A 21,936-nucleotide genomic window follows, 5' to 3' on the forward strand; every position below is an offset into this window, starting at 1 on the left:
CTGCAGCCTGACATCCATCACTGCGCCCTCCCTGCCCGGCAACAGATAGCCGCAGCCGCAGAAATGAAAAAGCCCCCGCATGCAACCATGCGGGGGCTTTTACTGTTCGTCAGGCGCCGCAGCTTAGTCGCGGCTTTCCGGGGTTTCGACCAGGTTGTCCAGGTCGCTGCCGCCCATCACGTCCTCGTCCATCACCGGCGCAGCCAGGGCTGCAGCGGCTTCGGCTTCTTCGCGGCGGGCTTCCAGAACCACGTTGTCGCGGCCTTGGGCAATGCTGCGCACAGCCTGGGTCGCGCCGCCGGTGCCGGCCGGGATCAGGCGGCCCACGATGACGTTCTCCTTGAGACCGACCAGCTTGTCCTTCTTGCCCTGCACCGAAGCCTCGGTGAGAACCCGGGTGGTCTCCTGGAAGGAGGCCGCCGAGATGAAGGAACGGGTCTGCAGCGACGCCTTGGTGATGCCGAGCAGGATCGGTTCGCCCTGAGCCGGACGCTTGCCGCGGGCCAGCGCCTTCTCATTGGCGGCGTCAAACTCCTGCTTGTCCACGTGTTCGCCTTTCAGCAGCGTGGTCTCGCCGGAGTCGGAGATCTCCCACTTCTGCAGCATCTGGCGGACGATCACCTCGATGTGCTTGTCGTTGATCTTCACACCCTGCAGGCGGTAGACGTCCTGAACCTCGTCGATCATGTAGTTCGCCAGTGCCTCGACACCCATGATGGACAGGATGTCATGCGGCGCCGGGTTGCCGTCCATGATGTAGTCGCCCTTCTGGACAAAGTCACCTTCCACAACCGGGATGTGCTTGCCTTTGGGCACCATGTATTCGACGGGCTCCAGCGACTCGTCCACAGGATCAATCGCGATGCGGCGCTTGTTCTTGTAGTCGCGGCCGAAACGCACGTGGCCATCGAGTTCGGCGATGATCGCGTGGTCCTTGGGACGGCGGGCTTCGAACAGTTCCGCAACACGCGGCAGACCCCCGGTGATGTCCTTGGTCTTGGCGCCTTCACGCGGGATACGCGCAACAACGTCGCCTGCCATGATCTGCTGGCCGTCTTCGACCGACAGAATGGCGTCCACGGACATCGGGTAGGTCAGCGGGTTGCCGTTGTCGTTGCGGACCGGCTCGCCGTCGCTGTCCACCAGAATGATTTCCGGCTTCAGGTCAGAGCCCTTCGGAGCCGCACGCCAGTCGATCACGATCTTCTGGGTCATGCCGGTGGCTTCGTCGGTCTCGTCACGCACAGCGATCCCCGAGATCAGGTCCACGTATTTCGCGGTACCCGGCTTCTCGGCGATAATCGGCAGTGTGTAGGGGTCCCATTCGTACAGCTTGTCGCCGCGCGCAATGTCCTGGCCTTCCTTGACGAACAGTTTGGAACCGTAACCCAGCTTGTGGCTGGCGCGTTCCTCGCCGTGCTCGTCCTGAATGATCAGTTTCATGTTGCGGCCCACAACCAGGGTCTCGCCGTTGGCGTTCTCCAGGGTGTTGGGGTTCTCGAAGACGATCTTGCCTTCCTGCGACGCTTCCTGGAACGACTGCTGGCCACCCTGCGCAACACCGCCGATGTGGAAGGTCCGCATGGTCAGCTGGGTGCCGGGTTCACCGATCGACTGCGCCGCGATGATGCCGACGGCCTCGCCGGTGTTCACGCGGGTGCCGCGGGCCAGGTCGCGGCCGTAGCACATGGCGCAGACGCCCTCTTCGCTTTCACAGGTCAGCGGCGAGCGGATACGGGTCGACTGCACGCCGGCCTCTTCCACTGCATCCGCCATGCGCTCGTCGATCAGCTGGCCGGCGGCCACGATGATCTCTTCGGTGCCGGGGCGATTGATGTCATCCGCAGCCACACGGCCCAGAATGCGCTCGCCCAAGCTGGCCACCACCTCACCGTCGTTCACAGCCGCTTCTGCGGTGATCGCACGCTCGGTGCCGCAATCGATCTCGCGAACGATGCAGTCCTGCGCCACGTCCACCAGACGGCGGGTCAGGTAACCCGAGTTCGCCGTCTTAAGCGCGGTATCCGACAGACCCTTACGGGCACCGTGGGTCGAGTTGAAGTACTCTAGAACGGTCAGGCCTTCTTTAAAGTTCGAGATGATCGGGGTCTCGATGATGTCGCCGTTCGGCTTGGCCATCAGGCCGCGCATGCCGCCCAGCTGTTTCATCTGAGTAACCGAGCCACGCGCACCGGAGTGGGCCATCATGTAGACCGAGTTCGGTTCCATCACGGCGCCGTTCTCGTCCCGCTTGTCAGCGGAGATAGTGCCCATCATCGCGTCAGTGACCTTGTCGTTACACTTCGACCAGGCATCGACAACTTTGTTGTACTTTTCGCCCTGGGTGATCAGGCCGTCCATGTACTGCTGTTCGAAGTCTTTAACCTGGTCGCGGGTGTCATCGACGATGGTCCACTTGGTGTCCGGGATCACCATGTCGTCCTTGCCGAACGAGATGCCGGCCTTGAACGCTTCGCGGAAGCCCATGGTCATGATCTGGTCGCAGAAGATAACCGACTCTTTCTGGCCGCAATAGCGGTAGACGGTGTCGATGACCTGCTGCACTTCTTTCTTCCGCAGCAGGCGGTTGACCAGTTCAAACGGCGCCTTGGCGTTTTTCGGCAGCAGCGCGCCCAGACGGACACGGCCCGGGGTGGTCTCAAAACGCTGGAGAACCTCGTTGCCTTCCTCGTCGATCTGGGTGATCCGCGCGGTGATCTTGGTGTGCAGGTGCACTTCGCCGGCGTCCAGCGCGTGCTGAACCTCGTCGATGGTGCCAAAGATCTTGCCTTCGCCGGGCATGCCTTCGCGCTCCAGGGTCACATAGTAGAGACCCAGAATCATATCCTGCGACGGAACGATGATCGGCGCGCCGTTGGCGGGCGACAGAACGTTGTTGGTGGACATCATCAGGACGCGCGCTTCCAGCTGGGCCTCAAGGCTCAGCGGGACGTGCACAGCCATCTGGTCACCGTCAAAGTCCGCGTTGAACGCCGAGCAGACCAGCGGGTGCAGCTGGATGGCTTTACCTTCGATCAGCGTGGGTTCGAACGCCTGGATACCCAGACGGTGCAGCGTCGGTGCGCGGTTCAGCATCACCGGGTGCTCGCGGATCACCTCATCCAGAATATCCCAAACTTCGGGACGCTCTTTCTCGACCAGCTTCTTCGCCTGCTTCACGGTGCTGGAAAGACCTTTGGCCTCCAGACGCGAGTAGATGAAGGGCTTGAACAGCTCCAGCGCCATCTTCTTGGGCAGGCCGCACTGGTGCAGCTTCAGCTCGGGACCGGTCACAATCACCGAACGGCCGGAGAAGTCGACGCGCTTACCCAGAAGGTTCTGGCGGAAGCGGCCCTGCTTGCCTTTCAGCATGTCGGACAGCGACTTCAGCGGACGCTTGTTGGCGCCGGTGATGACGCGGCCGCGGCGGCCGTTGTCAAACAGCGCGTCCACGGATTCCTGCAGCATCCGCTTTTCGTTGCGGACGATGATGTCCGGCGCGCGCAGTTCGATCAGCCGCTTCAGGCGGTTGTTCCGGTTGATCACGCGGCGGTACAGGTCATTGAGGTCGGAGGTCGCAAAGCGGCCGCCGTCCAGCGGAACCAGCGGGCGCAGTTCCGGCGGGATGACCGGGATCACGGTCATGATCATCCATTCCGGACGGTTGCCCGATTCCAGGAAGCTCTCCACGACTTTCAGACGCTTGATGATCTTCTTGGGCTTCAGTTCGCCGGTCGCTTCGGCCAGTTCGGCGCGCAGCGTTTCGGCTTCCGATTCCAGGTCGATCTGGGCCAGCATGTCACGGATTGCTTCAGCGCCGATGTTGGCGGTGAAGGCGTCCATGCCATAGGCATCCTGGGCGTCCATATACTCTTCTTCGGTCATCATCTGGCCGTAGCTGAGGTCGGTCAGGCCCGGCTCGATGACAACGTAGTTTTCAAAGTACAGAACCCGTTCCAGATCGCGCAGGGTCATGTCCAGCATCAGGCCGATGCGGGACGGCAGCGACTTCAGGAACCAGATGTGCGCAACAGGTGCCGCCAGTTCGATGTGGCCCATGCGCTCGCGGCGCACTTTCTGCAGGGTAACTTCGACGCCGCATTTTTCACAGACGACGCCGCGGTATTTCATCCGCTTATATTTGCCGCACAGGCACTCGTAGTCCTTGATCGGGCCAAAGATCCGGGCGCAGAACAGGCCGTCGCGCTCCGGTTTGAAGGTCCGGTAGTTGATGGTCTCAGGCTTTTTGATTTCGCCGTAAGACCAAGACAGGATCCGTTCCGGCGACGCCAGCGAGACTTTGATTTCATCAAAGACCTTGGGCGGCGTCAGCGGGTTGAACGGGTTGTTGGTGATTTCCTGGTTCATTTTGATACCTCAAATTCGTGCGGAAGGGAGCAGGGGGTAAGGGCCAAGGCCCTTACTCTTCTTCCGCATCCAGGAGTTCCATGTTCAGGCCGAGGCCGCGGACTTCTTTAACCAGAACGTTGAACGATTCCGGAACGCCCGCTTCAAAGTTGTCCTCGCCCTTGACGATCGACTCATAGACCTTGGTCCGGCCGGCGACGTCATCCGATTTCACGGTGAGCATCTCCTGCAGGGTGTAGGCGGCGCCATAGGCTTCCAGGGCCCAGACTTCCATCTCACCAAAGCGCTGACCGCCGAACTGCGCCTTACCGCCCAGCGGCTGCTGGGTGACGAGGCTGTACGGACCGGTGGAACGCGCGTGGATCTTGTCGTCCACCAGGTGGTGCAGCTTCAGCAGGTACTTGATGCCAACGGTCACGGGACGCGCGAACTGCTCGCCGGTGCGGCCGTCGAACAGGATCGACTGGCCGGACTGGTCAAAGCCCGCACGCACCAGGGCGTTGTTGACGTCATCTTCCTTGGCGCCGTCGAAGACCGGGGTCGCAATCGGCACACCGCGGGTCACGTTGCCTGCGGCCTCGACCAGCGCGGCCTCGTCCATATTGGCGATGCCTTCGTCATAGACATCGTCGCCATAGGCGTGGTGCATCGCTTCACGGACCGGGGTCAGGTCGCCCGAGCGGCGGTATTCCTGCAGCGCGTCATCCACCTTGATGCCAAGGCCGCGTGCGGCCCAGCCCATGTGGGTCTCCAGGATCTGACCGACGTTCATACGCGACGGCACGCCCAGCGGGTTAAGGCAGAAGTCGACCGGGGTACCATCGGCGAGGAACGGCATGTCCTCCATCGGCACCACTTTCGAGATCACACCTTTGTTGCCGTGACGGCCGGCCATCTTGTCGCCCGGCTGCAGCTTGCGCTTCACCGCGATGAAGACTTTGACCATCTTCATCACACCCGGCGGCAGGTCGTCGCCGCGGCGGACCTTCTCGACCTTGTCTTCGAAACGGGCATCCAGGGCGCGCTTCTGCGCCTCGTACTGCTCGTTCAGGGCCTCGACGACCTGGGCGTCCTGCTCATCCTCAAGGGCAAGCATCCACCACTGGCCGCGGGACAGGCTGTCCAGCATGTCCTCGTCGATCGGGGCGCCGGAACGCACGCCTTTCGGGCCTTTGACAGCCACTTTGCCCAGCAGCATGCCGCGCAGACGGGCATAGATGTTGCGGTCCAGGATCGCCAGCTCGTCGTCCCGGTCACGGGCCAGACGTTCGACTTCCTCACGCTCGATCTGCAGCGCACGCTCGTCTTTTTCCACACCGTGGCGGTTGAAGACACGCACTTCGACCACAGTACCGTAATCGCCCGGCTTGACGCGCAGCGAGGTGTCGCGCACGTCAGATGCTTTTTCGCCGAAGATGGCGCGCAGCAGCTTTTCTTCCGGGGTCATCGGGCTTTCGCCCTTCGGAGTGATCTTGCCGACCAGAATGTCGCCCGGCTCCACATCGGCACCGATGTAGACGATGCCCGCCTCGTCGAGGTTGCGCAGGGCTTCCTCGCCGACGTTGGGGATGTCGCGGGTGATTTCTTCCGGCCCAAGCTTGGTGTCACGGGCGGCGACTTCGAATTCCTCGATGTGAACCGAGGTGAAGACGTCGTCACGCGCGATGCGCTCGGAGATCAGGATGGAGTCTTCGTAGTTGTAGCCGTTCCACGGCATGAACGCGACGACCACGTTTTTGCCCAGTGCCAGTTCGCCCATATCGGTCGACGGGCCATCGGCAATCACTTCGCCCTTGGCGACGGTGTCGCCCACCTTGACCAGAGGCTTCTGGTTGATGGTGGTGTTCTGGTTGGAACGCTGGAACTTGCGAAGACGGTAGATGTCAACGCCCGCGTCGCCCAGCTCCAGATCGGAGGTGGCACGGATCACGATACGCTGTGCATCAACCTGGTCGATGATGCCGGCACGCTTGGCCTGGATGGCCGCGCCGGAGTCGATCGCAACCTTTTCCTCGATGCCGGTACCGACCAGCGGGGCCTCTGCACGCAGCAGCGGAACCGCCTGACGCTGCATGTTCGAGCCCATCAGAGCGCGGTTGGCGTCGTCGTTTTCCAGGAACGGGATCAGCGAGGCAGCGACAGAGACCAGCTGCTTCGGCGACACGTCGATCAGATCCACGCTTTCGCGCGGCGCCAGGGTGTAGTCGCCGGACTGGCGGGTCGAGACCAGATCGTTGATGAACTTGCCGTTCTCATCCAGGGTCGCGTTCGCCTGTGCAACGGTGTGGCGCATCTCTTCGGTGGCCGACATGTAATGCACTTCGTCGCTCACCTGGCCTTCGTTGACCACGCGGTACGGTGTTTCGATGAAACCGTACTTGTTGACGCGCGCAAAGGTCGCCAGCGAGTTGATCAGGCCGATGTTCGGGCCTTCCGGAGTCTCAATCGGGCACATCCGGCCATAGTGGGTCGGGTGAACGTCGCGGACCTCAAAGCCGGCGCGCTCGCGGGTCAGACCGCCCGGGCCAAGCGCCGACAGGCGGCGTTTGTGGGTGACTTCCGACAGCGGGTTGGTCTGGTCCATGAACTGCGACAGCTGCGAGGAGCCGAAGAATTCACGCACCGCAGCTGCGGCCGGTTTCGCGTTGATCAGGTCCTGCGGCATCACGGTGTCGATCTCGACAGAGGACATCCGCTCCTTGATCGCGCGTTCCATGCGCAGCAGGCCGACACGGTACTGGTTTTCCATCAGCTCGCCGACGGACCGCACGCGGCGGTTGCCCAGGTGGTCGATGTCGTCGACATCGCCGCGGCCGTCCCGCAGGTCGACCAGCGCCTTGATACAGGCGACGATGTCTTCCTTGCGCAGGGTGCGCTGGGTGTCTTCGGCGTCCAGCGCCAGGCGCATGTTCATCTTCACACGGCCAACGGCAGACAGGTCGTAACGCTCGGAATCGAAGAACAGGGTGTCGAACAGCGCCGAGGCTGCCTCGACGGTGGGCGGCTCGCCCGGGCGCATCACGCGGTAGATGTCCATCAGCGCGCTGTTGCGGTCCATGTTCTTGTCTTGCGCCATGGTGTTGCGCATGTAGGGGCCGACGTTGACGTTGTCGATGTCCAGCACCGGAATGTCGGTGATGCCCGCGTCCAGCAGCTCCTTCAGGGAACCGCCGATCAGTTCGCCGTCCTTGTCGTATTCCAGGGTCAGCTCATCACCGGCCTCGACATAGATCGCGCCGTTGTCTTCGTTGATGATGTCCTTGGAGACATATTTGCCGACGATGTGGTCAAAGGGAACCAGCAGTTCGGTGATGGTGCCCTCTTCGATCATCTTCTTGACGGCGCGCGGGGTGACCTTCTTGCCGGCCTCGCAGATGATCTCGCCAGTGCCAGCGTCCACCAGGTCATAGGTCGGACGGGTGCCGCGCACGCGTTCCGGGAAGAACGGGGTGACCCAGCCGCGGGATTTCTCCAGCTTGAACGGCACAGTGTTGTAATAGGCATCCATGATGCCTTCCTGGTCCAGGCCCAGGGCGTACAGCAGGGTGGTCACCGGCAGCTTGCGGCGGCGGTCGATACGGGCAAAGACGATGTCCTTGGCGTCGAATTCGAAGTCCAGCCAGGAGCCGCGGTACGGGATGATGCGGCAGGCAAACAGCAGCTTGCCCGAGGAATGGGTCTTGCCTTTGTCGTGGTCGAAGAACACGCCCGGCGAACGGTGCATCTGGGACACGATCACACGCTCGGTGCCGTTCACGATAAAGGTGCCGTTCGGGGTCATCAGGGGCATGTCGCCCATGAAGACGTCCTGTTCCTTGATGTCCTTCACGGACTTCGCGCCGGTGTCCTCATCGACATCAAACACGATCAGGCGCAGGGTGACCTTCAGCGGCGCCGAATAGGTCATGTCGCGCTGCATGCACTCTTCGACGTCGTACTTGGGCTTCTCGAAGGAATACTTCACGAACTCCAGCACGGAGGTTTCGTTGAAATCCTTGATCGGGAATACCGACTGGAACACACCTTTGATGCCTTCGCCGTCCAGCGGCTCAGCTGCATCGCCGGAGCGCAGGAACAGGTCATAAGAAGATTTCTGCACCTCGATGAGGTTCGGCATCTCCAGCACTTCGCGGATTTTGCCGTAATATTTACGTAGACGTTTCTGGCCAAGGAACGATTGAGCCATGTCAGATGTCACCTTTCGAGTTCTCACCGGTCAAGGAAGCCGCCGGGCCCCGGCTCCTTGCCCATACGAGACAGCGTGTTCGGATCAATTCATGGCCACCGTCCCGAAGGCAGCCTCCCGATCCTTTGAACACCGCCTAAGAAAACGCCCCTCTCATGAGGCCCTTTCTAAGACAGGTTCGGCTGGGCCCGGAAAACTCCGGACCCAGCCAAATTTCCGATGCATCGGAGATGCACCAGGAGCAGGACTTAGGCCAGCTCGACTTCTGCGCCAGCTGCTTCCAGCTTGGCTTTGACGTCTTCGGCTTCGTCCTTGGACACGCCTTCTTTGATCTTGCCGCCGGCTTCGACCAGTTCTTTGGCTTCTTTCAGGCCCAGACCGGTGATGCCGCGGACTTCTTTGATCACGTTGATCTTGGAAGCGCCGGCGTTCTTCAGAACGACGTCGAATTCGGTCTTTTCTTCCTCAGCTGCGCCACCGGCGTCGCCGCCAGCTGCCATGACAACTGCGCCGCCGGCTGCGGGCTCGATGCCATATTCGTCTTTGAGGATGGTTTTCAGTTCTTGTGCTTCCAGCAGGGTCAGACCCACGATGCTTTCTGCGAGTGCTTTCAGATCAGCCATTGTATCAGCTCTTTCCGTTTACAGTATGTGTGTTCCAACGTGCAGGCTTTGCCCCACGCCAGTCATTCAGTGCCAACCGCTTACGCAGCTTCCGCCTTCTCTTCGATGGTCGAAAGGATGCTTGCGATGTTGCTTGCAGGTGCGCCAATTGCGCCGGCGATGTTGGAAGCGGGTGCGCCAATGCAGCTTGCGATCTGAGCAATAAGCTCGTCGCGGGACGGCATTTTCGACACGGCTTCGACGCCTGCGCGGTCCAGAGCATTCTCACCCATTGCGCCGCCGAGGATCTCAAACTTTTTGTTATCCTTGGCGAAACCCTCGGCCACTTTTGCAGCGGACACGGGGTCTTCGGAATAGGTCAGAACGGTCATCCCTGTCAGCAGGTCAGACATGCTTTCACACGGCTTTCCCTCGAGGGCGATTTTGGCGAGCCTGTTTTTGGCAACACGCACGGAGCTGTTCGCGTCGCTTGCACGCGCGCGCAGATCCTGCATCTCGGCAACTGTCAGACCGGCGTAGTGGGCAACCACTACGACGCCAGAGCTTTCGAAGATCTGGCCGAGTTCCTCGACCACTTTCTCTTTCTGGGCTCTATCCACAGTTCTCTCCAAGTTTGGGATGCTTGCGCATCCCGGCTCATATTTGCCGAACCAGATGGCCCGGCGTTCAGGTCCGTTTTACGGGATGAGCCAAATCCGCCCGAGGGAATGAAAACCCTCGATCTTCTTGGTCTTACCCGTCTCAGGAGGGAAATTAAGGCCCGATCGAAAGGCCACCCACCATCTTGGACGAAATGAAATAAAGCGCACGACGAATCGCACGCTTTATCTCAAGGCCGTAGTTAGTCGTATTTGAGGGGATTTCCAAGGGGCAAACCGCCCCGCCGGGCAAATTCCCGCGGCCTCAGACCGCGGCAGCCAGCGCCTGCGGCCCCAGGGAGCCGAGGAACACCCGGGCTTCGGCGCAGGTCAGCGTCATGGCTGCCGTTTCGCCAAAGGCGTCAGCCGCGCGCGCAAGATCCGGAAACAGCGCTGCCAATTCGCGGCGCGGGCCGCTCTCCAGGGCCGAGACTGAGCCGGCCGACAAGAAGAAACTCTCAGTCAGCACGCCGTTCGACCTTACGATGTGATGGCGGTCGAACATGAAATGGTGGTACCGGACCGTTTCCTGCTCGCGGATGGCGACACCCGGCAGTCCGCACAGGTGCTTGGCGGCAACCAGAACCTCCGCCCCGCCGAAAAGCATCTCTGCCACCGGCTGCTCGATATGCACCCGGTGCTGCTGCGACAGCACCAGCTCACCGGTGTTTCCGATGGCGCCCGGTGCAAACACCACCGGCGCAAACGCGCCCTCGCCTCTGACCTCGGCAGATGACAACCAGCGGATAGGCTGCAATCCGCCATCCCGTGTCCAGACACGCTGCCCCAGGCTCAGCGCCTCGACAGCAACCGGGCCGCCGGCAGTGTCAATCAGGGTCCCGCCCCCGAAACAGGTCACAAAATTATTGTAGCGGGCACTGCCGGTGTTGTTACCGCCAACCTTCACATAAGACAGGCCGCTTTCCAGCGGCGCGCTGGTTGCAAAGCCCCAGACGTTGGAGGTCTGTCCGTTCTGGGAAAAGACATAGATGGTGATTTCCGGGCCTGTCGGATTGCCGCCACTATCCAGCTGCCGCACCCTGATATGGGACTCGGCTTCCACCTCTGTGCCATCAGCAACAATGCCGCCGCCGTCCGTGATGACGTGGCCATCCTCCCGGTCATCTTCGAACCGGTTCCGCCGGCCGCCTGTATCATCCAGCGTCACCGTGGTTCCGGTTCCGCCGGAATAGGTAAAGACCGTGCCGTTCGGCGTGTCGGAATTGTTGATGATCGGATTGCCAACGATCGAGCCGCTGGAGCTCGATGCAACAACCAGGCTGGAACTGTCCTGAGCGAAGAAACTGCGAAGTGCCATATGCTTTAAATAACCCTCCAGGGAGGCGCGCAAAAGATTAAACCCAAGTTTAACCGTATGAAATCCGCGTGAGTAGCCCCGCAGCTGCGGACGGCGGAAAACCGAAGCGCAAGAGCGTCCGGAAAGCCACGCCCTGCAGCGGACCCGGAATCCCCCAACGAAAAAGCCCCGGGCGCGCAGGCACCCAGGGCTTCAACTTCTGGCAAGGCCGTCCGATTATTCGGTGACAGCGTTGTCCACATCAACCGTGACGCCCGGACCCATGGTCGAGGACAGGTTGATTTTCTTCATGTAGGCACCTTTGGCGCCGGTCGGCTTGGCTTTGGCCACGGCCGACACGAAGGCACGGACGTTCTCGACCAGCTTGGCTTCGTCAAAGGACGCTTTGCCGACGCCGGCATGCACAACGCCGCCTTTTTCCGCTTTGAACTGGACTTCGCCGCCCTTGGCTGCTTCCACGGCCGCTTTCACGTCCATGGTCACGGTGCCGACCTTCGGGTTCGGCATCAGGTTGCGCGGGCCCAGGATTTTGCCCAGACGGCCGACGATGGGCATCATGTCCGGGGTTGCAATGCAGCGGTCAAAGTCGATCTTGCCGCCCTGAATCGCTTCCATCAGGTCTTCGGCGCCGACGATGTCTGCACCGGCTGCGGTCGCTTCGTCAGCCTTGGGGCCGCGGGCGAACACAGCAACGCGCAGACCGAGAAAGATACATAAGCTCTTCAGGTCAGAATATTTGCCACATTCCGTGACAACAGCCCGAGCGGAGAGTACCCTTGCTTGCATCGGAGCACACATTTATGCGCGAAGCTCAACTGGTGCATAAAGAGACACGCCGCACCCCGACGCCAACCAAGAGGACCACCGTGAAGCTTGCCAACACCATCATTTTCGGCGCTCAGAAGTCAGGCACGACCTGGCTCCACCACAGCCTCAAAAAATCGCCCATGGTTCTCGCATCCAAGCGCAAAGAGCTCAACTTCTTCCTCCGGGAAGACGCCCTGTCGTCCCTGGAAGAGTACGCGGCCCACTTTGATGGGGAGGACCGCCCGATCCGCCTGGAAAGTTCGCCAAACTATTTCCGCCTCCCCAATGACAAGCGCGACGTTGCCGAAAACATCAAAACTGCAATTCCCGATGCCAAACTGATCCTAACGCTGCGGAACCCGGTCGATCGCTACCTATCGGCCTACACCCACCACATCCAGCGCGGCCGCTTTCCCTATGTGCACGTGGTGGAAGAACTCTCCGACCGGCAACGCATGGTGTCGATCGGCATGTATGCTGATCTATTGACGTATTGGCGCAGTGTTTTCCCGGACATCCATGTAATCTTCTACGATGACATCAAATCACGCCCCCTCAAGACCGTGCGGCGCGTAGGACGTTACCTTGGCGTAGACTTGGAACTAAAACGCAAGCAACTCCGGTTCCGGATCAACGATGCGGATAAGAAAGCACGGAAGGAACACGTGCTTGCTGGAATTGATGGTGAGTGGCAGGGCCGCCCGGAACTCTCGGCATCATTGCGGCAAGAGCTTCATTCGATCTACAAAGAACAGATCGCCCGGCTTTCGGACATGACTGGCCGGGACTTGTCACCATGGCAGGCAGGCGAGCCGTTGCCGCCTTTATAAAGTTGGCACCTAAAAATGCGCCTTCATTTCATAGCGCTTCTAAACAAGAAAGGCGGAGCTGCAGCTCCGCCTTTCGTTTCACGCGACTAAGGTCACAAAGTATTACTCGGTGACAGCGTTGTCCACATCAACCGTGACGCCCGGACCCATGGTCGAGGACAGGTTGATTTTCTTCATGTAGGCACCCTTGGCGCCGGTCGGCTTGGCTTTGGCCACGGCCGACACGAAGGCACGGACGTTCTCGACCAGCTTGGCTTCGTCAAAGGACGCTTTGCCGACGCCGGCATGCACAACGCCGCCTTTTTCCGCTTTGAACTGCACTTCGCCGCCCTTGGCTGCTTCCACGGCCGCTTTCACGTCCATGGTCACCGTGCCGACCTTCGGGTTCGGCATCAGGTTGCGCGGGCCCAGGATCTTGCCCAGACGGCCAACGATGGGCATCATGTCCGGGGTTGCGATGCAGCGGTCAAAGTCGATCTTGCCGCCCTGAATCGCTTCCATCAGGTCTTCGGCGCCGACGATGTCTGCACCGGCTGCGGTTGCCTCGTCAGCCTTGGGGCCGCGGGCGAACACAGCAACGCGCATGGCTTTGCCGGTGCCGTTCGGCAGGCCGACCACGCCGCGGACCATCTGGTCTGCGTGGCGGGTGTCGACGCCCAGGCTCATGGCGATTTCAACGGTCTCGTCGAACTTGGCAGTGGCGTTCGACTTGATCAGGGCAACAGCCTCTTCAACCGACAGATTGTCTTTGCCAGCCAGAGCTTCGCGCGCGGCGCGGGTGCGTTTTCCGAGCTTTGCCATCTTACTTCACCTCGATGCCCATGGAGCGGGCAGAGCCCAGGATGATCTGCATTGCCGCGTCGATGTCGTTGGCGTTCAGATCTTTCATCTTGGCTTCGGCGATTTCTTTCACCTGGGCCGCGGTCACGGTGCCGACGGTTTCACGCGACGGGTTGGTCGCGCCGGATTTCACCTTGGCCGCCTTCTTCAGGTAGTAAGACGCGGGCGGCGTCTTGATGTCCATGGTGAAGGACTTGTCCTGATAGTAGGTGATCACGGTCGGGCACGGCGCGCCGGGCTCCATGTCTGCGGTCTTGGCGTTGAACGCCTTGCAGAATTCCATGATGTTGATGCCGCGCTGACCCAGGGCCGGGCCGACGGGCGGAGAGGGGTTTGCCTGACCTGCAGGAACCTGCAGCTTCATCGAACCAACAAGCTTCTTAGCCATTTGGTTTTCCTTTCAACGAGGACAGGACGCGTCCTGCCCGGATAGTGTTGCGTGGTCGGATGCCGGGATCGCGATCCCACCATCTCCCACGAGAGAATCTCGCCCGAAGACGATTGGGCGGCATTTACAGGGGAACGGCGGGGTTAGCAAGTGGGCCCTAGAACAACCGCTTCGAGCCCGAACCTACTTTTTGGGCTCCCGCGCAATAACGGTTGTTACGGTACGCGTCTTCCGGCTTCTTGTAATCGCTATCGCCCCCAAAACCAAGACACAGGCTACAGCTTGGTGCGTTGTGATCACTTCATCAAATGCAATAACTCCAACCGCAAACATCGTCGGTAGTTCAATGCTTCCGACGACCGCAGTTTGGGAAGCGCCGATCAGGGGCGAACAGATCGTGTATACGAGCTGCGGCACAAGTGCCGTGATCAATCCAATTCCGACAATTAGAACCCAGTCGGACCGCCCCTCCGGGAGCAACTCTGCGACGTCCGCACCCGCCATCAGCGGCAAGAGCCCAAGAACCGACCCCAGAGAAACCGAGGCAATGCGTGCAAGCGGCGGGATGCGGGACAGCCTGTGGACCAAAACACAAATACCGAAGCCAAAGCCGAATGGGGCTGCCAACGACAACAAAAGCATAGGAATGTGCTGCAAGGGCACCGATGCAGGCGAGCCTGCTATAATGGCCGCTACCGTAATGAGACCTGAGGCGGTCAAAGCGCGCTTCGTAGGTGCATCGGAGAAGAAAGCCCAGGCAATGACCAGCGTGAAAACCGGGTAGGTCATGTAAAGCACGCCCACTGTCGACGCGGGCAGTGTCTCCAAAGCCGTCACATAGCCAATCCACCCCAGCCCCATCACCGCCCCAGCCGAAAGACCCCAACTAATCTCACGCCACGCTTGGCGGTGCGTGAAGAGTACAGGCAGCAGAAGAATTGCAGCTACGATGTAGCGATAGAATGCGACGGCATATGGTGCGACGCCCTGCTCGGTCAGCCCCCGGCTGAAGTAGGGAACCAATCCAAAACAAACTGATGCGAACAGAACACCGGCAATCGCTAGCGCGTACGGTATTGCTGGTCTGCTGTGTGTTGATGCCGTTGCCATGCGCCAGAGCTAACACGGGTTTGCGATTCTTGCAGCGGAGATTCATCAATCGGTCGCTTTGTCCCGCAAAGCCCCCCCCCAATCGCAAATAAGAAAAACGCCGCGTTGAACCCAACGCGGCGCCTCGAATTCCACTGAGAGGTCTTATCACCCCTGCTTGGTAACCTGGGTGAAATCCAGCTCCACCGGGGTCTCGCGGCCAAAGATGGACACGGTGACCTTGAGCTTCTGGTTGTCCTCGTCGACCTCTTCGACCATGCCGTCGAAATCCTCGAACGGGCCGTCGTTGACTTTGACCTTCTCGCCGATCTCGTAATGGATCAGGGTGCGCGGCGCCTCGACGCCTTCCTCGACGCGGCCCAGGATGCCCTGCACCTCTGCGTCGCGCATCGGCATCGGGCGGCCCTGCGGGCCGAGGAAACCGGTGACCCGGTTGATCGAGGAAATCAGGTGATAGCCGCGGTCGGACATTTCCATATGCACCAGCACGTAGCCGGGCATAAAGCGGCGCTCGGTCGAGACCTTCTTGCCGCGGCGGATCTCGATCACCTCTTCGGTGGGGACCAGAACCTCGTCGATCTCGTCCTCAAGCCCCTGTTCGGCGACCGAGGTGCGGATCTGCTCTGCGATTTTCTTTTCGAAGTTCGAAAGAACGCTGACCGAATACCACCGTTTCGCCATGAACCGTTGTCCTTGTTCTGCCGGGCGGGCCTGTGCCGCGCCGCTGCTTGATCATCCCGCTGCAACCCAAAGGCTGCGCTCTCCAACAAAAAGCGGCGTGCAAACCGAATCGCCGCACGCCCGCCTCAATAGTTCCGGTTCACCTACCGCCCATCGCCGCCAAGATCAAGGCCTGCGCAGCATCCGCGAAGGGAGCCTCAGTACCGCTGCGGGCTTACCCGAACATCCCCAGAAGCCCTTGCAGGCCATAGCGGATCAGCAGATCGACCAGCGCAAAGAACAGCGCCGTCAGCGCCGCCATGATGAACACCATGACGGTGGTCAGCAGCACCTCGCGCCGGGTCGGCCAAACGACCTTGGACACTTCGGCACGGACCTGCTGAATGAACTGTACTGGGTTAATAGTCGCCATACTGGGGGTGTCTCTCTGCTAGCAGTCAGGGCGATGTAACCGGTGGCGTCCGCGAATTCAAGCCCTGCGCCGCCTCTGCCCCGCCCGTTGCGCAAGCAGCGCACGCAGGGTCAATCCAATTTTAATCCACTTCCGCCAAAATTGACTCCAGCGGTTCCCTGCGGCCTTGCCTGCCGCTCAGGGGCCAAAGCATGTGAATAATTGAGATAGGATGCCATGACGCCCGCATATTCCTTGTCCCAGGCCGAACAGTTCGAACGCGATGCCCAGCTTGAAGATGCCGCCATGGCCTATGCCGGCATTCTGTCCCGCAACCCCCGCAACCGCCGTGCCCAGTCCGCGCTGGAGGGGCTGCGCAAGCAGCTGACAAACCAGTGCGACCCGTCCCCGGTGCATCAGGCCGGGCTGGAGGCCGCGCTGGCAGAGGGCCGCCATTTCGAGGCCGCGGACAGCTGCGGCGCACTGCTCAAGACATTCCGGGAATCGCATTTCCTATGGGATTTCCTGGGCCGCTGCCACCTGTCAGCCGGACATCTGGACAATGCCGCCACCTGTTTGAACAAGGCGATCGGCCTCAATGCCCGCGCCCCGGGCACCTATGCCGCGATGGGCCGGGTGCAGACCGCGCGGGGCGATCTGGAAAGGGCCATGGCGCTGTTTGAAAAGGCGCTGATGCTCAGCGCCGGGTGCCTGCAGGCGCTGCACGGCAAGGCAGAGGTGCTGATCAAGCAGGGCCGGAGCCAAAAGGCTGCCATAATGCTGCGCAAGGCGGTGAAACTGGCCCCGAATGACGCCGCGCTGCATTTCACTCTGGCGGGCCTTCTGCATCAGCAGGGCGCCGCAACTGAGGCCAAGGCGCACTATGCCCAGGCCGCCCGCCTGAACCCCGCCCTGACAGAGGCGCAGTACCAGCTGGGCCTGATCCTGAAGTCCGAAGGCGCCTTTGCAGCCGCCCTGCCCTGTTTCGACAAGGTGCTGAAGACCAACCCGTCCGATGACCGCGCCCGCACTCAGCGGCTGCATGTTCTGGCGGAACTCAATGACTGGCGCTGGCTGCCGGAATATGCGGACCACCGCCGTCAGCTGGGCCTGCGCGGCTCGGGCTGCGACCCCAGCGCGCTGATGCTGATGGAGGACAATCCCGACCTTCTGCGCGCCCGCGCCCAGTCCTATGCCAGCGGCCTGTTTGCCGCCCCCGAACTGCACACCGCCCCGCCCGCCGGACAGCGCCCTGAACGCTTGCGGATCGGCTATTTCTTTGCAGCCCGCAGCGCTGAGGAGGTGCTGAATCAGCATGGCGCCATGATCGCCGCGCATGACCCGGAGCGGTTCGAGATCCGGATTTACGCCATTGGCGCAGGCCTGCCCGGCAGCGTCTCGCAGATGTTTGGCGGGCTCAAGGTTCTGGACAGCAGCTCCCCCGCTCAGATGGCCGCCGCGGTGAAGGCGGATCAGCTCGATGCCGCAGTGGATCTCTCCGGTTATTCCGGCGGCGATGCGCTGCACCTGTTCGCCGCCCGCCTTGCGCCGCTGCACTTTGCCTGGCCCGGCTATCCCGGCACCATGGGCAGCGCCGCCTATGATTATTTGATTTGCGACGCCGCCGCCTGCCCGCCGGGCAGCGAGCGGTACCACAATGAACATCTCCTGCGTCTGCCGGATGGCTGCCAGGCCCTCGCCCCCGCCGCGGCCTCCGCCCCCCCGGACCGCGCCGCCTGCGGCCTGCCGGACAACGGTTTCGTGTTCTGCAGTTTCGCATCCGGCAGCCGGATCACGCCGCAGGAATTCGATATCTGGATGCGGCTGCTGACCGGCGCCCCGGACAGCGTCCTGTGGCTGCTGGACAATGGCGCCCATTCGGTCTCCAACCTGCGCCGCGGCGCGGCGGCCCGCGGAGTTGACCCGGACCGCCTGGTCTTTGCCCCCGCCGCCCCGCGGCAGGCGCATCTGGCCCGGCTGCCGCGGGCGGATCTGTTCCTGGACACCTTTACCGTCAACGCCAGCACCGCCGCCCGCAGCGCTCTGGCCGCAGGCCTGCCGGTGCTCACCCTGCCCGGCCAGCAACTGGCCGCCCGCACCTCGGCCAGCCTGTTGCAGTCTGCCGGCCTGCCGGAGCTGATTGCCGCCAGCGCAGAGGACTATGAGGCCAAGGCAGCCGGCCTCGCGGCAGACAGCAAAGCTGCCGCAAGCCTGCGCGAAAAGCTCCGCCGCCAGCAGCAGACCGCTGCGCTGTTCAGCCCAAAGCGGCTGGTCCGTCAGGTGGAGGATGCCTTTGACGCCGCCTGCGAACGCCGCCTGCAAGGCCTGCCGCCAGGCCATCTCGGCGAGGCCTGAGCAGACGCAAAAACACAAGCGCCTGCCCGCAAGGGCAGCGCTGAACCGGCAATGTTCGGAAAATGGCAGGGGCAGCAGGGTTCGAACCCGCGACCTACGGTTTTGGAGACCGTCGCTCTACCAACTGAGCTATACCCCTGTGGTGCGGCATGTCCTACGGCAGCCGCGCATCATAGGCAAGAGGGAAAAGCGGATTTTCTTACGTTGCCCGGGTGCTTTGCCGGCAGCAGGCTTTGCCCCGACCGCCCCATGCAGTAAGAGGGGGCAAATTCCGGGGTGCGCGCCCTGGCAAACCCGCAGGAGCGAGCCGGATACCGTGAGTCTGAGAAAGAAAATCGCCGACAGCCCCTGGGTCAACCGCACCATCGAAGGGCTGTTCGCCGCCTATGTGCGATTCGCCTTCCGCACCTCGCGCTGGAACCGCACGGGGTTCGAGGAGATGGACGCGTGCGTGCGCCGCGGCGAGCCGGTGATCTTTGTCTTGTGGCACCAGCGGCTGATCATGGCGCCCTATCTGTTCGACACCTCGCTGGGCCGCATCTGCGCGCTGACCTCCGCCGCCCGTGCCGGGCGGCTGGCGGGGCAGATCCTGGTGCGGCTGGGCTTTGAGACCATCCCGATGTCGAGCCACAAGCGCCATGTGGCGCTGTCGCGCGAAGTGCTGCGCCGCACCAAAGACGGCTGCTCCATCGGCATCGCCGCCGACGGCCCGCGCGGGCCTGCGCGGGTGTCCTCAACCGTGCCGGTGGTCTGGGCCCGGATGACCGGCTGCCGGGTATTCACCGTGGCCTTTGCCGAGAAGAAGGTGATGAAACTGCCGACCTGGGACCAGCAGATGCTGCCAATGCCGTTTTCCCGCGGCGTGCTGATGTGCCGGGAATGGACGGATGAAGTGCCGAAGAAGCCGAGCGACGAGCAGGCGGAGATGCTGCGGCAAAGCCTGGAGGCATCGCTGGATGCCATTACAAACGCAGCGGATGCGGCGGCCGGGCGCGGTGGTGAGAGTCCGAAGACGCAGATGGGTTGATCAGGCGTTTTCCGACGCGGTTTCCAGTGGCGGACTGGTCACTCAATCGGAGAATGGCCTTCAGCTTTGCGGGCCCCCTAGTGCTGCGAAGGCTGTCGATTTGCTTTCCACTCTGCTCAAAAAAGTATCGGATTGCGCTCAACCTCAGAATGCAGAACTCTGGAGGGGCACGGCTTTCATTTTTTCAGTTTGAACTTCTACAGGTCAAAAATGCATTCGATCAGCGTCCAACTTCTGCGTGCCGCCGCATTCGTTGCTATATCTGCCGCTTTCCTGAACTGCGGCGAGGCCCGGGCGGAGGCGGAAATCGATCTTGGGTCCCGCAACACGGTTTCCTTAGAGACAAAAGTGCTCTGGCCAAAGGAGTATGGCTTGTATCTGCTGCTCCAGAAGAGCACGGATCTTTACTGGGAGCTTACCCGGAATGGTTACGATGTCGGCCCGCCCAATCAGACATCGGATGATCCCGGCCTTCTCACCTTTTCCGTGAAGATCTACGAATGGGGAAGTGGCGAAGATGAGCTGGTCTTTGAGCAATCGAACCTGCTGCCAAGTTTTCATATGATTCTTAACGATGAATTCGGGCTGGAAGTTGCTTCGGCCGAACTGCCCATCGGAAGATACCGGATAGAGGCAACCCCGGAAAACACGAACCACTCCCTAACGAACATTCCTGCAAGGCTGATTTTCATTAGTGCTTTAAGAGGCAAATAGACCGCGGCTTTATACCCGCCCGGACGCCCCGCGTTCGGGCCGCGCCCGGACTGCGCCGATCTGGAAGTTTGCCCCCGGAAAAACGGGCAGGCGCGATAGCATCGCAACCGGAGATGGCGCCCCCTGCGGCCTTAAAAGCTCCACTGGAGCTTTTGCAAGACGGCCTCGGGCCCCAGGCCGGGCCCTGCCCTGTTTGGATGCCTCAGCCGTTTTTTGACGCAAAAAACGGCCATGAAAAATCGATTTTTCATGGCCGGAAACCGCGCCGGTTTCCGGGTACGCATAGAAAAAGGGCCGCTCGATTGAGCGGCCCTTTCTATTTTCTCACCGGTGCGGGCTCTCATTGATTTTGCTGCGCAAAACCAACTGCCGCCCGCCAGACGGCAAAGCCGTCTTACTCAGTAATTTTGGAAACGACGCCGGCGCCGACGGTGCGGCCGCCTTCGCGGATGGCGAAGCGCAGGCCGTTTTCCATCGCGATCGGCGCGATCAGCTCAACGTCGAACTTCAGGTTGTCGCCCGGCATCACCATCTCGGTGCCTTCCGGCAGGGTCACGGTGCCGGTCACGTCGGTGGTGCGGAAGTAGAACTGCGGACGGTAGTTCGCGAAGAACGGGGTGTGGCGGCCGCCTTCTTCCTTGGTGAGGATATAGGCCTCAGCTTCGAACTTGGTGTGCGGCTTCACGGAGCCCGGCTTACACAGAACCTGGCCGCGCTCAACGCCGTCACGGTCGACACCGCGCAGCAGCGCGCCGATGTTGTCGCCGGCTTCACCGCGGTCCAGCAGCTTGCGGAACATTTCCACACCGGTGCAGGTGGTGGTGGTGGTGTCGCGGATGCCGACGATTTCGATCGAGTCGCCAACGTTGATCACGCCGCGCTCGACACGGCCGGTCACAACGGTGCCGCGGCCGGAGATCGAGAACACGTCTTCGATCGGCATCAGGAACGGCTGGTCAACCGCGCGCTCGGGGGTGTCGATGTAGTCATCAACAGCCGCCATCAGCTCTTTGATTTTCTCTTCGCCGATTTCCGGCTTGTTGCCTTCCATTGCGGCCAGAGCGGAGCCTGCGATGATCGGGATATCGTCGCCCGGGTACTCGTAGGAGGACAGCAGCTCGCGGATTTCCATTTCGACCAGCTCCAGGAGCTCTTCGTCGTCGACCTGGTCCACTTTGTTCATGAACACGACCATCTTCGGGATGCCAACCTGGCGGCCCAGCAGGATGTGCTCGCGGGTCTGCGGCATCGGGCCGTCAGCGGCGTTCACAACCAGGATCGCGCCGTCCATCTGCGCCGCACCGGTGATCATGTTCTTCACATAGTCAGCGTGGCCGGGGCAGTCGACGTGCGCGTAGTGGCGGTTGTCGGTCTCGTATTCCACGTGCGCGGTCGAGATGGTGATGCCGCGGGCTTTTTCTTCCGGGGCGCCGTCGATCTGGTCGTAGGCTTTGAAGTCACCGAAGTATTTGGTGATAGCCGCGGTCAGAGTGGTCTTGCCGTGGTCAACGTGGCCGATGGTGCCGATGTTGACGTGCGGTTTATTGCGTTCAAACTTTTCCTTAGCCATTGCTTAGGCGCCCTTTTGAAATGAGGGGTCTGATGTCGACCCGGTTTCCTCTGCGCCGGCGGATTATTTGGTTTGCCGGCAAAAATCAAC

The 21,936-nt window shown here is 61.3% G+C and carries 15 protein-coding genes, 1 tRNA gene and 1 pseudogene; 4 read left to right on the forward strand and 13 right to left on the reverse strand.

From position 1 onward, the window contains the following. Nucleotides 1-123: 123 nt before the first annotated feature. From rpoC to rplA (AC5STB_RS03680), 6 genes and pseudogenes are all read right to left on the reverse strand, one after another. On the reverse strand, nt 124-4,368 hold the full coding sequence (gene rpoC / locus AC5STB_RS03655; RefSeq protein ID WP_495441624.1) for a DNA-directed RNA polymerase subunit beta': 4,245 nt from the start codon (nt 4,366-4,368) through the stop codon (nt 124-126). Nucleotides 4,369-4,420: 52 nt separating this feature from the next. Next, on the reverse strand, nt 4,421-8,554 hold the full coding sequence (gene rpoB / locus AC5STB_RS03660) for a DNA-directed RNA polymerase subunit beta (RefSeq protein WP_495441625.1): 4,134 nt from the start codon (nt 8,552-8,554) through the stop codon (nt 4,421-4,423). A 248-nt stretch (nt 8,555-8,802) separates the two neighbouring features. Continuing rightward, complete coding sequence (gene rplL / locus AC5STB_RS03665; RefSeq protein ID WP_259967561.1) at nt 8,803-9,177, reverse strand: 50S ribosomal protein L7/L12; 375 nt, start codon at nt 9,175-9,177, stop codon at nt 8,803-8,805. An 80-nt stretch (nt 9,178-9,257) separates the two neighbouring features. After that, complete coding sequence (gene rplJ, locus AC5STB_RS03670; RefSeq protein ID WP_129372972.1) at nt 9,258-9,776, reverse strand: 50S ribosomal protein L10; 519 nt, start codon at nt 9,774-9,776, stop codon at nt 9,258-9,260. Between the two features lie 304 nt (nt 9,777-10,080). Beyond that, the gene (locus AC5STB_RS03675) at nt 10,081-11,133 is read right to left on the reverse strand and encodes a Hint domain-containing protein (protein ID WP_495441626.1); all 1,053 of its coding nucleotides are present in this window, start codon (nt 11,131-11,133) and stop codon (nt 10,081-10,083) included. Nucleotides 11,134-11,349: 216 nt separating this feature from the next. Then, a pseudogene (rplA, locus tag AC5STB_RS03680) lies at nt 11,350-11,832 on the reverse strand (50S ribosomal protein L1); the annotation flags it as partial. 101 nt (nt 11,833-11,933) lie between these two features. Between rplA (AC5STB_RS03680) and AC5STB_RS03685 the strand changes: the two are divergent. Then, complete coding sequence (locus AC5STB_RS03685; RefSeq protein ID WP_495441627.1) at nt 11,934-12,770, forward strand: sulfotransferase domain-containing protein; 837 nt, start codon at nt 11,934-11,936, stop codon at nt 12,768-12,770. 102 nt (nt 12,771-12,872) lie between these two features. On the opposite strand, the gene rplA (AC5STB_RS03690) is transcribed toward AC5STB_RS03685, so the two are convergent. From rplA (AC5STB_RS03690) to secE, 5 genes are all read right to left on the reverse strand, one after another. Then, nucleotides 12,873-13,571, reverse strand: coding sequence for a 50S ribosomal protein L1 (rplA, locus tag AC5STB_RS03690; protein WP_495441628.1), 699 nt, complete (start codon nt 13,569-13,571; stop codon nt 12,873-12,875). Nucleotide 13,572: 1 nt separating this feature from the next. Continuing rightward, the gene (gene rplK, locus AC5STB_RS03695; protein ID WP_495441629.1) at nt 13,573-13,998 is read right to left on the reverse strand and encodes a 50S ribosomal protein L11; all 426 of its coding nucleotides are present in this window, start codon (nt 13,996-13,998) and stop codon (nt 13,573-13,575) included. Nucleotides 13,999-14,181: 183 nt separating this feature from the next. After that, nucleotides 14,182-15,108 carry a DMT family transporter gene (locus tag AC5STB_RS03700; protein WP_495441631.1) on the reverse strand — a complete coding sequence of 309 codons (927 nt, stop codon included), beginning with the start codon at nt 15,106-15,108 and terminating at the stop codon, nt 14,182-14,184. Between the two features lie 147 nt (nt 15,109-15,255). Continuing rightward, complete coding sequence (gene nusG / locus AC5STB_RS03705; RefSeq protein ID WP_260016263.1) at nt 15,256-15,789, reverse strand: transcription termination/antitermination protein NusG; 534 nt, start codon at nt 15,787-15,789, stop codon at nt 15,256-15,258. A 214-nt stretch (nt 15,790-16,003) separates the two neighbouring features. Beyond that, nucleotides 16,004-16,201, reverse strand: a complete 198-nt coding sequence (gene secE / locus AC5STB_RS03710; RefSeq protein ID WP_008554326.1) for a preprotein translocase subunit SecE — start codon at nt 16,199-16,201, stop codon at nt 16,004-16,006. A 216-nt stretch (nt 16,202-16,417) separates the two neighbouring features. Between secE and AC5STB_RS03715 the strand changes: the two genes are divergently transcribed. After that, nucleotides 16,418-18,535 carry an O-linked N-acetylglucosamine transferase, SPINDLY family protein gene (locus tag AC5STB_RS03715; protein ID WP_495441632.1) on the forward strand — a complete coding sequence of 706 codons (2,118 nt, stop codon included), beginning with the start codon at nt 16,418-16,420 and terminating at the stop codon, nt 18,533-18,535. Nucleotides 18,536-18,598: 63 nt separating this feature from the next. Here the strand turns inward: AC5STB_RS03715 and AC5STB_RS03720 are convergent. Beyond that, nucleotides 18,599-18,674: transfer RNA gene (locus tag AC5STB_RS03720), tRNA-Trp, on the reverse strand. A gap of 177 nt (nt 18,675-18,851) precedes the next feature. Here AC5STB_RS03720 and AC5STB_RS03725 point away from each other — a divergent pair. Further along, the gene (locus AC5STB_RS03725; protein ID WP_495441633.1) at nt 18,852-19,562 is read left to right on the forward strand and encodes a lysophospholipid acyltransferase family protein; all 711 of its coding nucleotides are present in this window, start codon (nt 18,852-18,854) and stop codon (nt 19,560-19,562) included. A 210-nt stretch (nt 19,563-19,772) separates the two neighbouring features. After that, nucleotides 19,773-20,276 (forward strand): hypothetical protein, encoded by a 504-nt coding sequence (locus tag AC5STB_RS03730; protein ID WP_495441634.1) that lies wholly within the window; start codon nt 19,773-19,775, stop codon nt 20,274-20,276. A gap of 394 nt (nt 20,277-20,670) precedes the next feature. Here AC5STB_RS03730 and tuf read toward each other — a convergent pair whose 3' ends face one another. Beyond that, nucleotides 20,671-21,846, reverse strand: coding sequence for an elongation factor Tu (gene tuf, locus AC5STB_RS03735; protein ID WP_495441619.1), 1,176 nt, complete (start codon nt 21,844-21,846; stop codon nt 20,671-20,673). Nucleotides 21,847-21,936: the final 90 nt, after the last annotated feature.

Source organism: Leisingera sp. CC-HEC093 (assembly GCF_059429195.1).

Coding starts and splice junctions, on each gene's coding strand:
- nusG (WP_260016263.1), bottom strand. CDS start 15,789: ATGGCGAAACGGTGGTATTCGGTCAGCGTTCTTTCGAACTTCGAAAAG.
- rpoC (WP_495441624.1), bottom strand. CDS start 4,368: ATGAACCAGGAAATCACCAACAACCCGTTCAACCCGCTGACGCCGCCC.
- AC5STB_RS03730 (WP_495441634.1), top strand. CDS start 19,773: ATGCATTCGATCAGCGTCCAACTTCTGCGTGCCGCCGCATTCGTTGCT.
- AC5STB_RS03715 (WP_495441632.1), top strand. CDS start 16,418: ATGACGCCCGCATATTCCTTGTCCCAGGCCGAACAGTTCGAACGCGAT.
- tuf (WP_495441619.1), bottom strand. CDS start 21,846: ATGGCTAAGGAAAAGTTTGAACGCAATAAACCGCACGTCAACATCGGC.
- rplK (WP_495441629.1), bottom strand. CDS start 13,998: ATGGCTAAGAAGCTTGTTGGTTCGATGAAGCTGCAGGTTCCTGCAGGT.
- AC5STB_RS03685 (WP_495441627.1), top strand. CDS start 11,934: ATGCGCGAAGCTCAACTGGTGCATAAAGAGACACGCCGCACCCCGACG.
- rplA (WP_495441628.1), bottom strand. CDS start 13,571: ATGGCAAAGCTCGGAAAACGCACCCGCGCCGCGCGCGAAGCTCTGGCT.
- rpoB (WP_495441625.1), bottom strand. CDS start 8,554: ATGGCTCAATCGTTCCTTGGCCAGAAACGTCTACGTAAATATTACGGC.
- secE (WP_008554326.1), bottom strand. CDS start 16,201: ATGGCGACTATTAACCCAGTACAGTTCATTCAGCAGGTCCGTGCCGAA.
- rplL (WP_259967561.1), bottom strand. CDS start 9,177: ATGGCTGATCTGAAAGCACTCGCAGAAAGCATCGTGGGTCTGACCCTG.
- AC5STB_RS03700 (WP_495441631.1), bottom strand. CDS start 15,108: ATGGCAACGGCATCAACACACAGCAGACCAGCAATACCGTACGCGCTA.
- AC5STB_RS03675 (WP_495441626.1), bottom strand. CDS start 11,133: ATGGCACTTCGCAGTTTCTTCGCTCAGGACAGTTCCAGCCTGGTTGTT.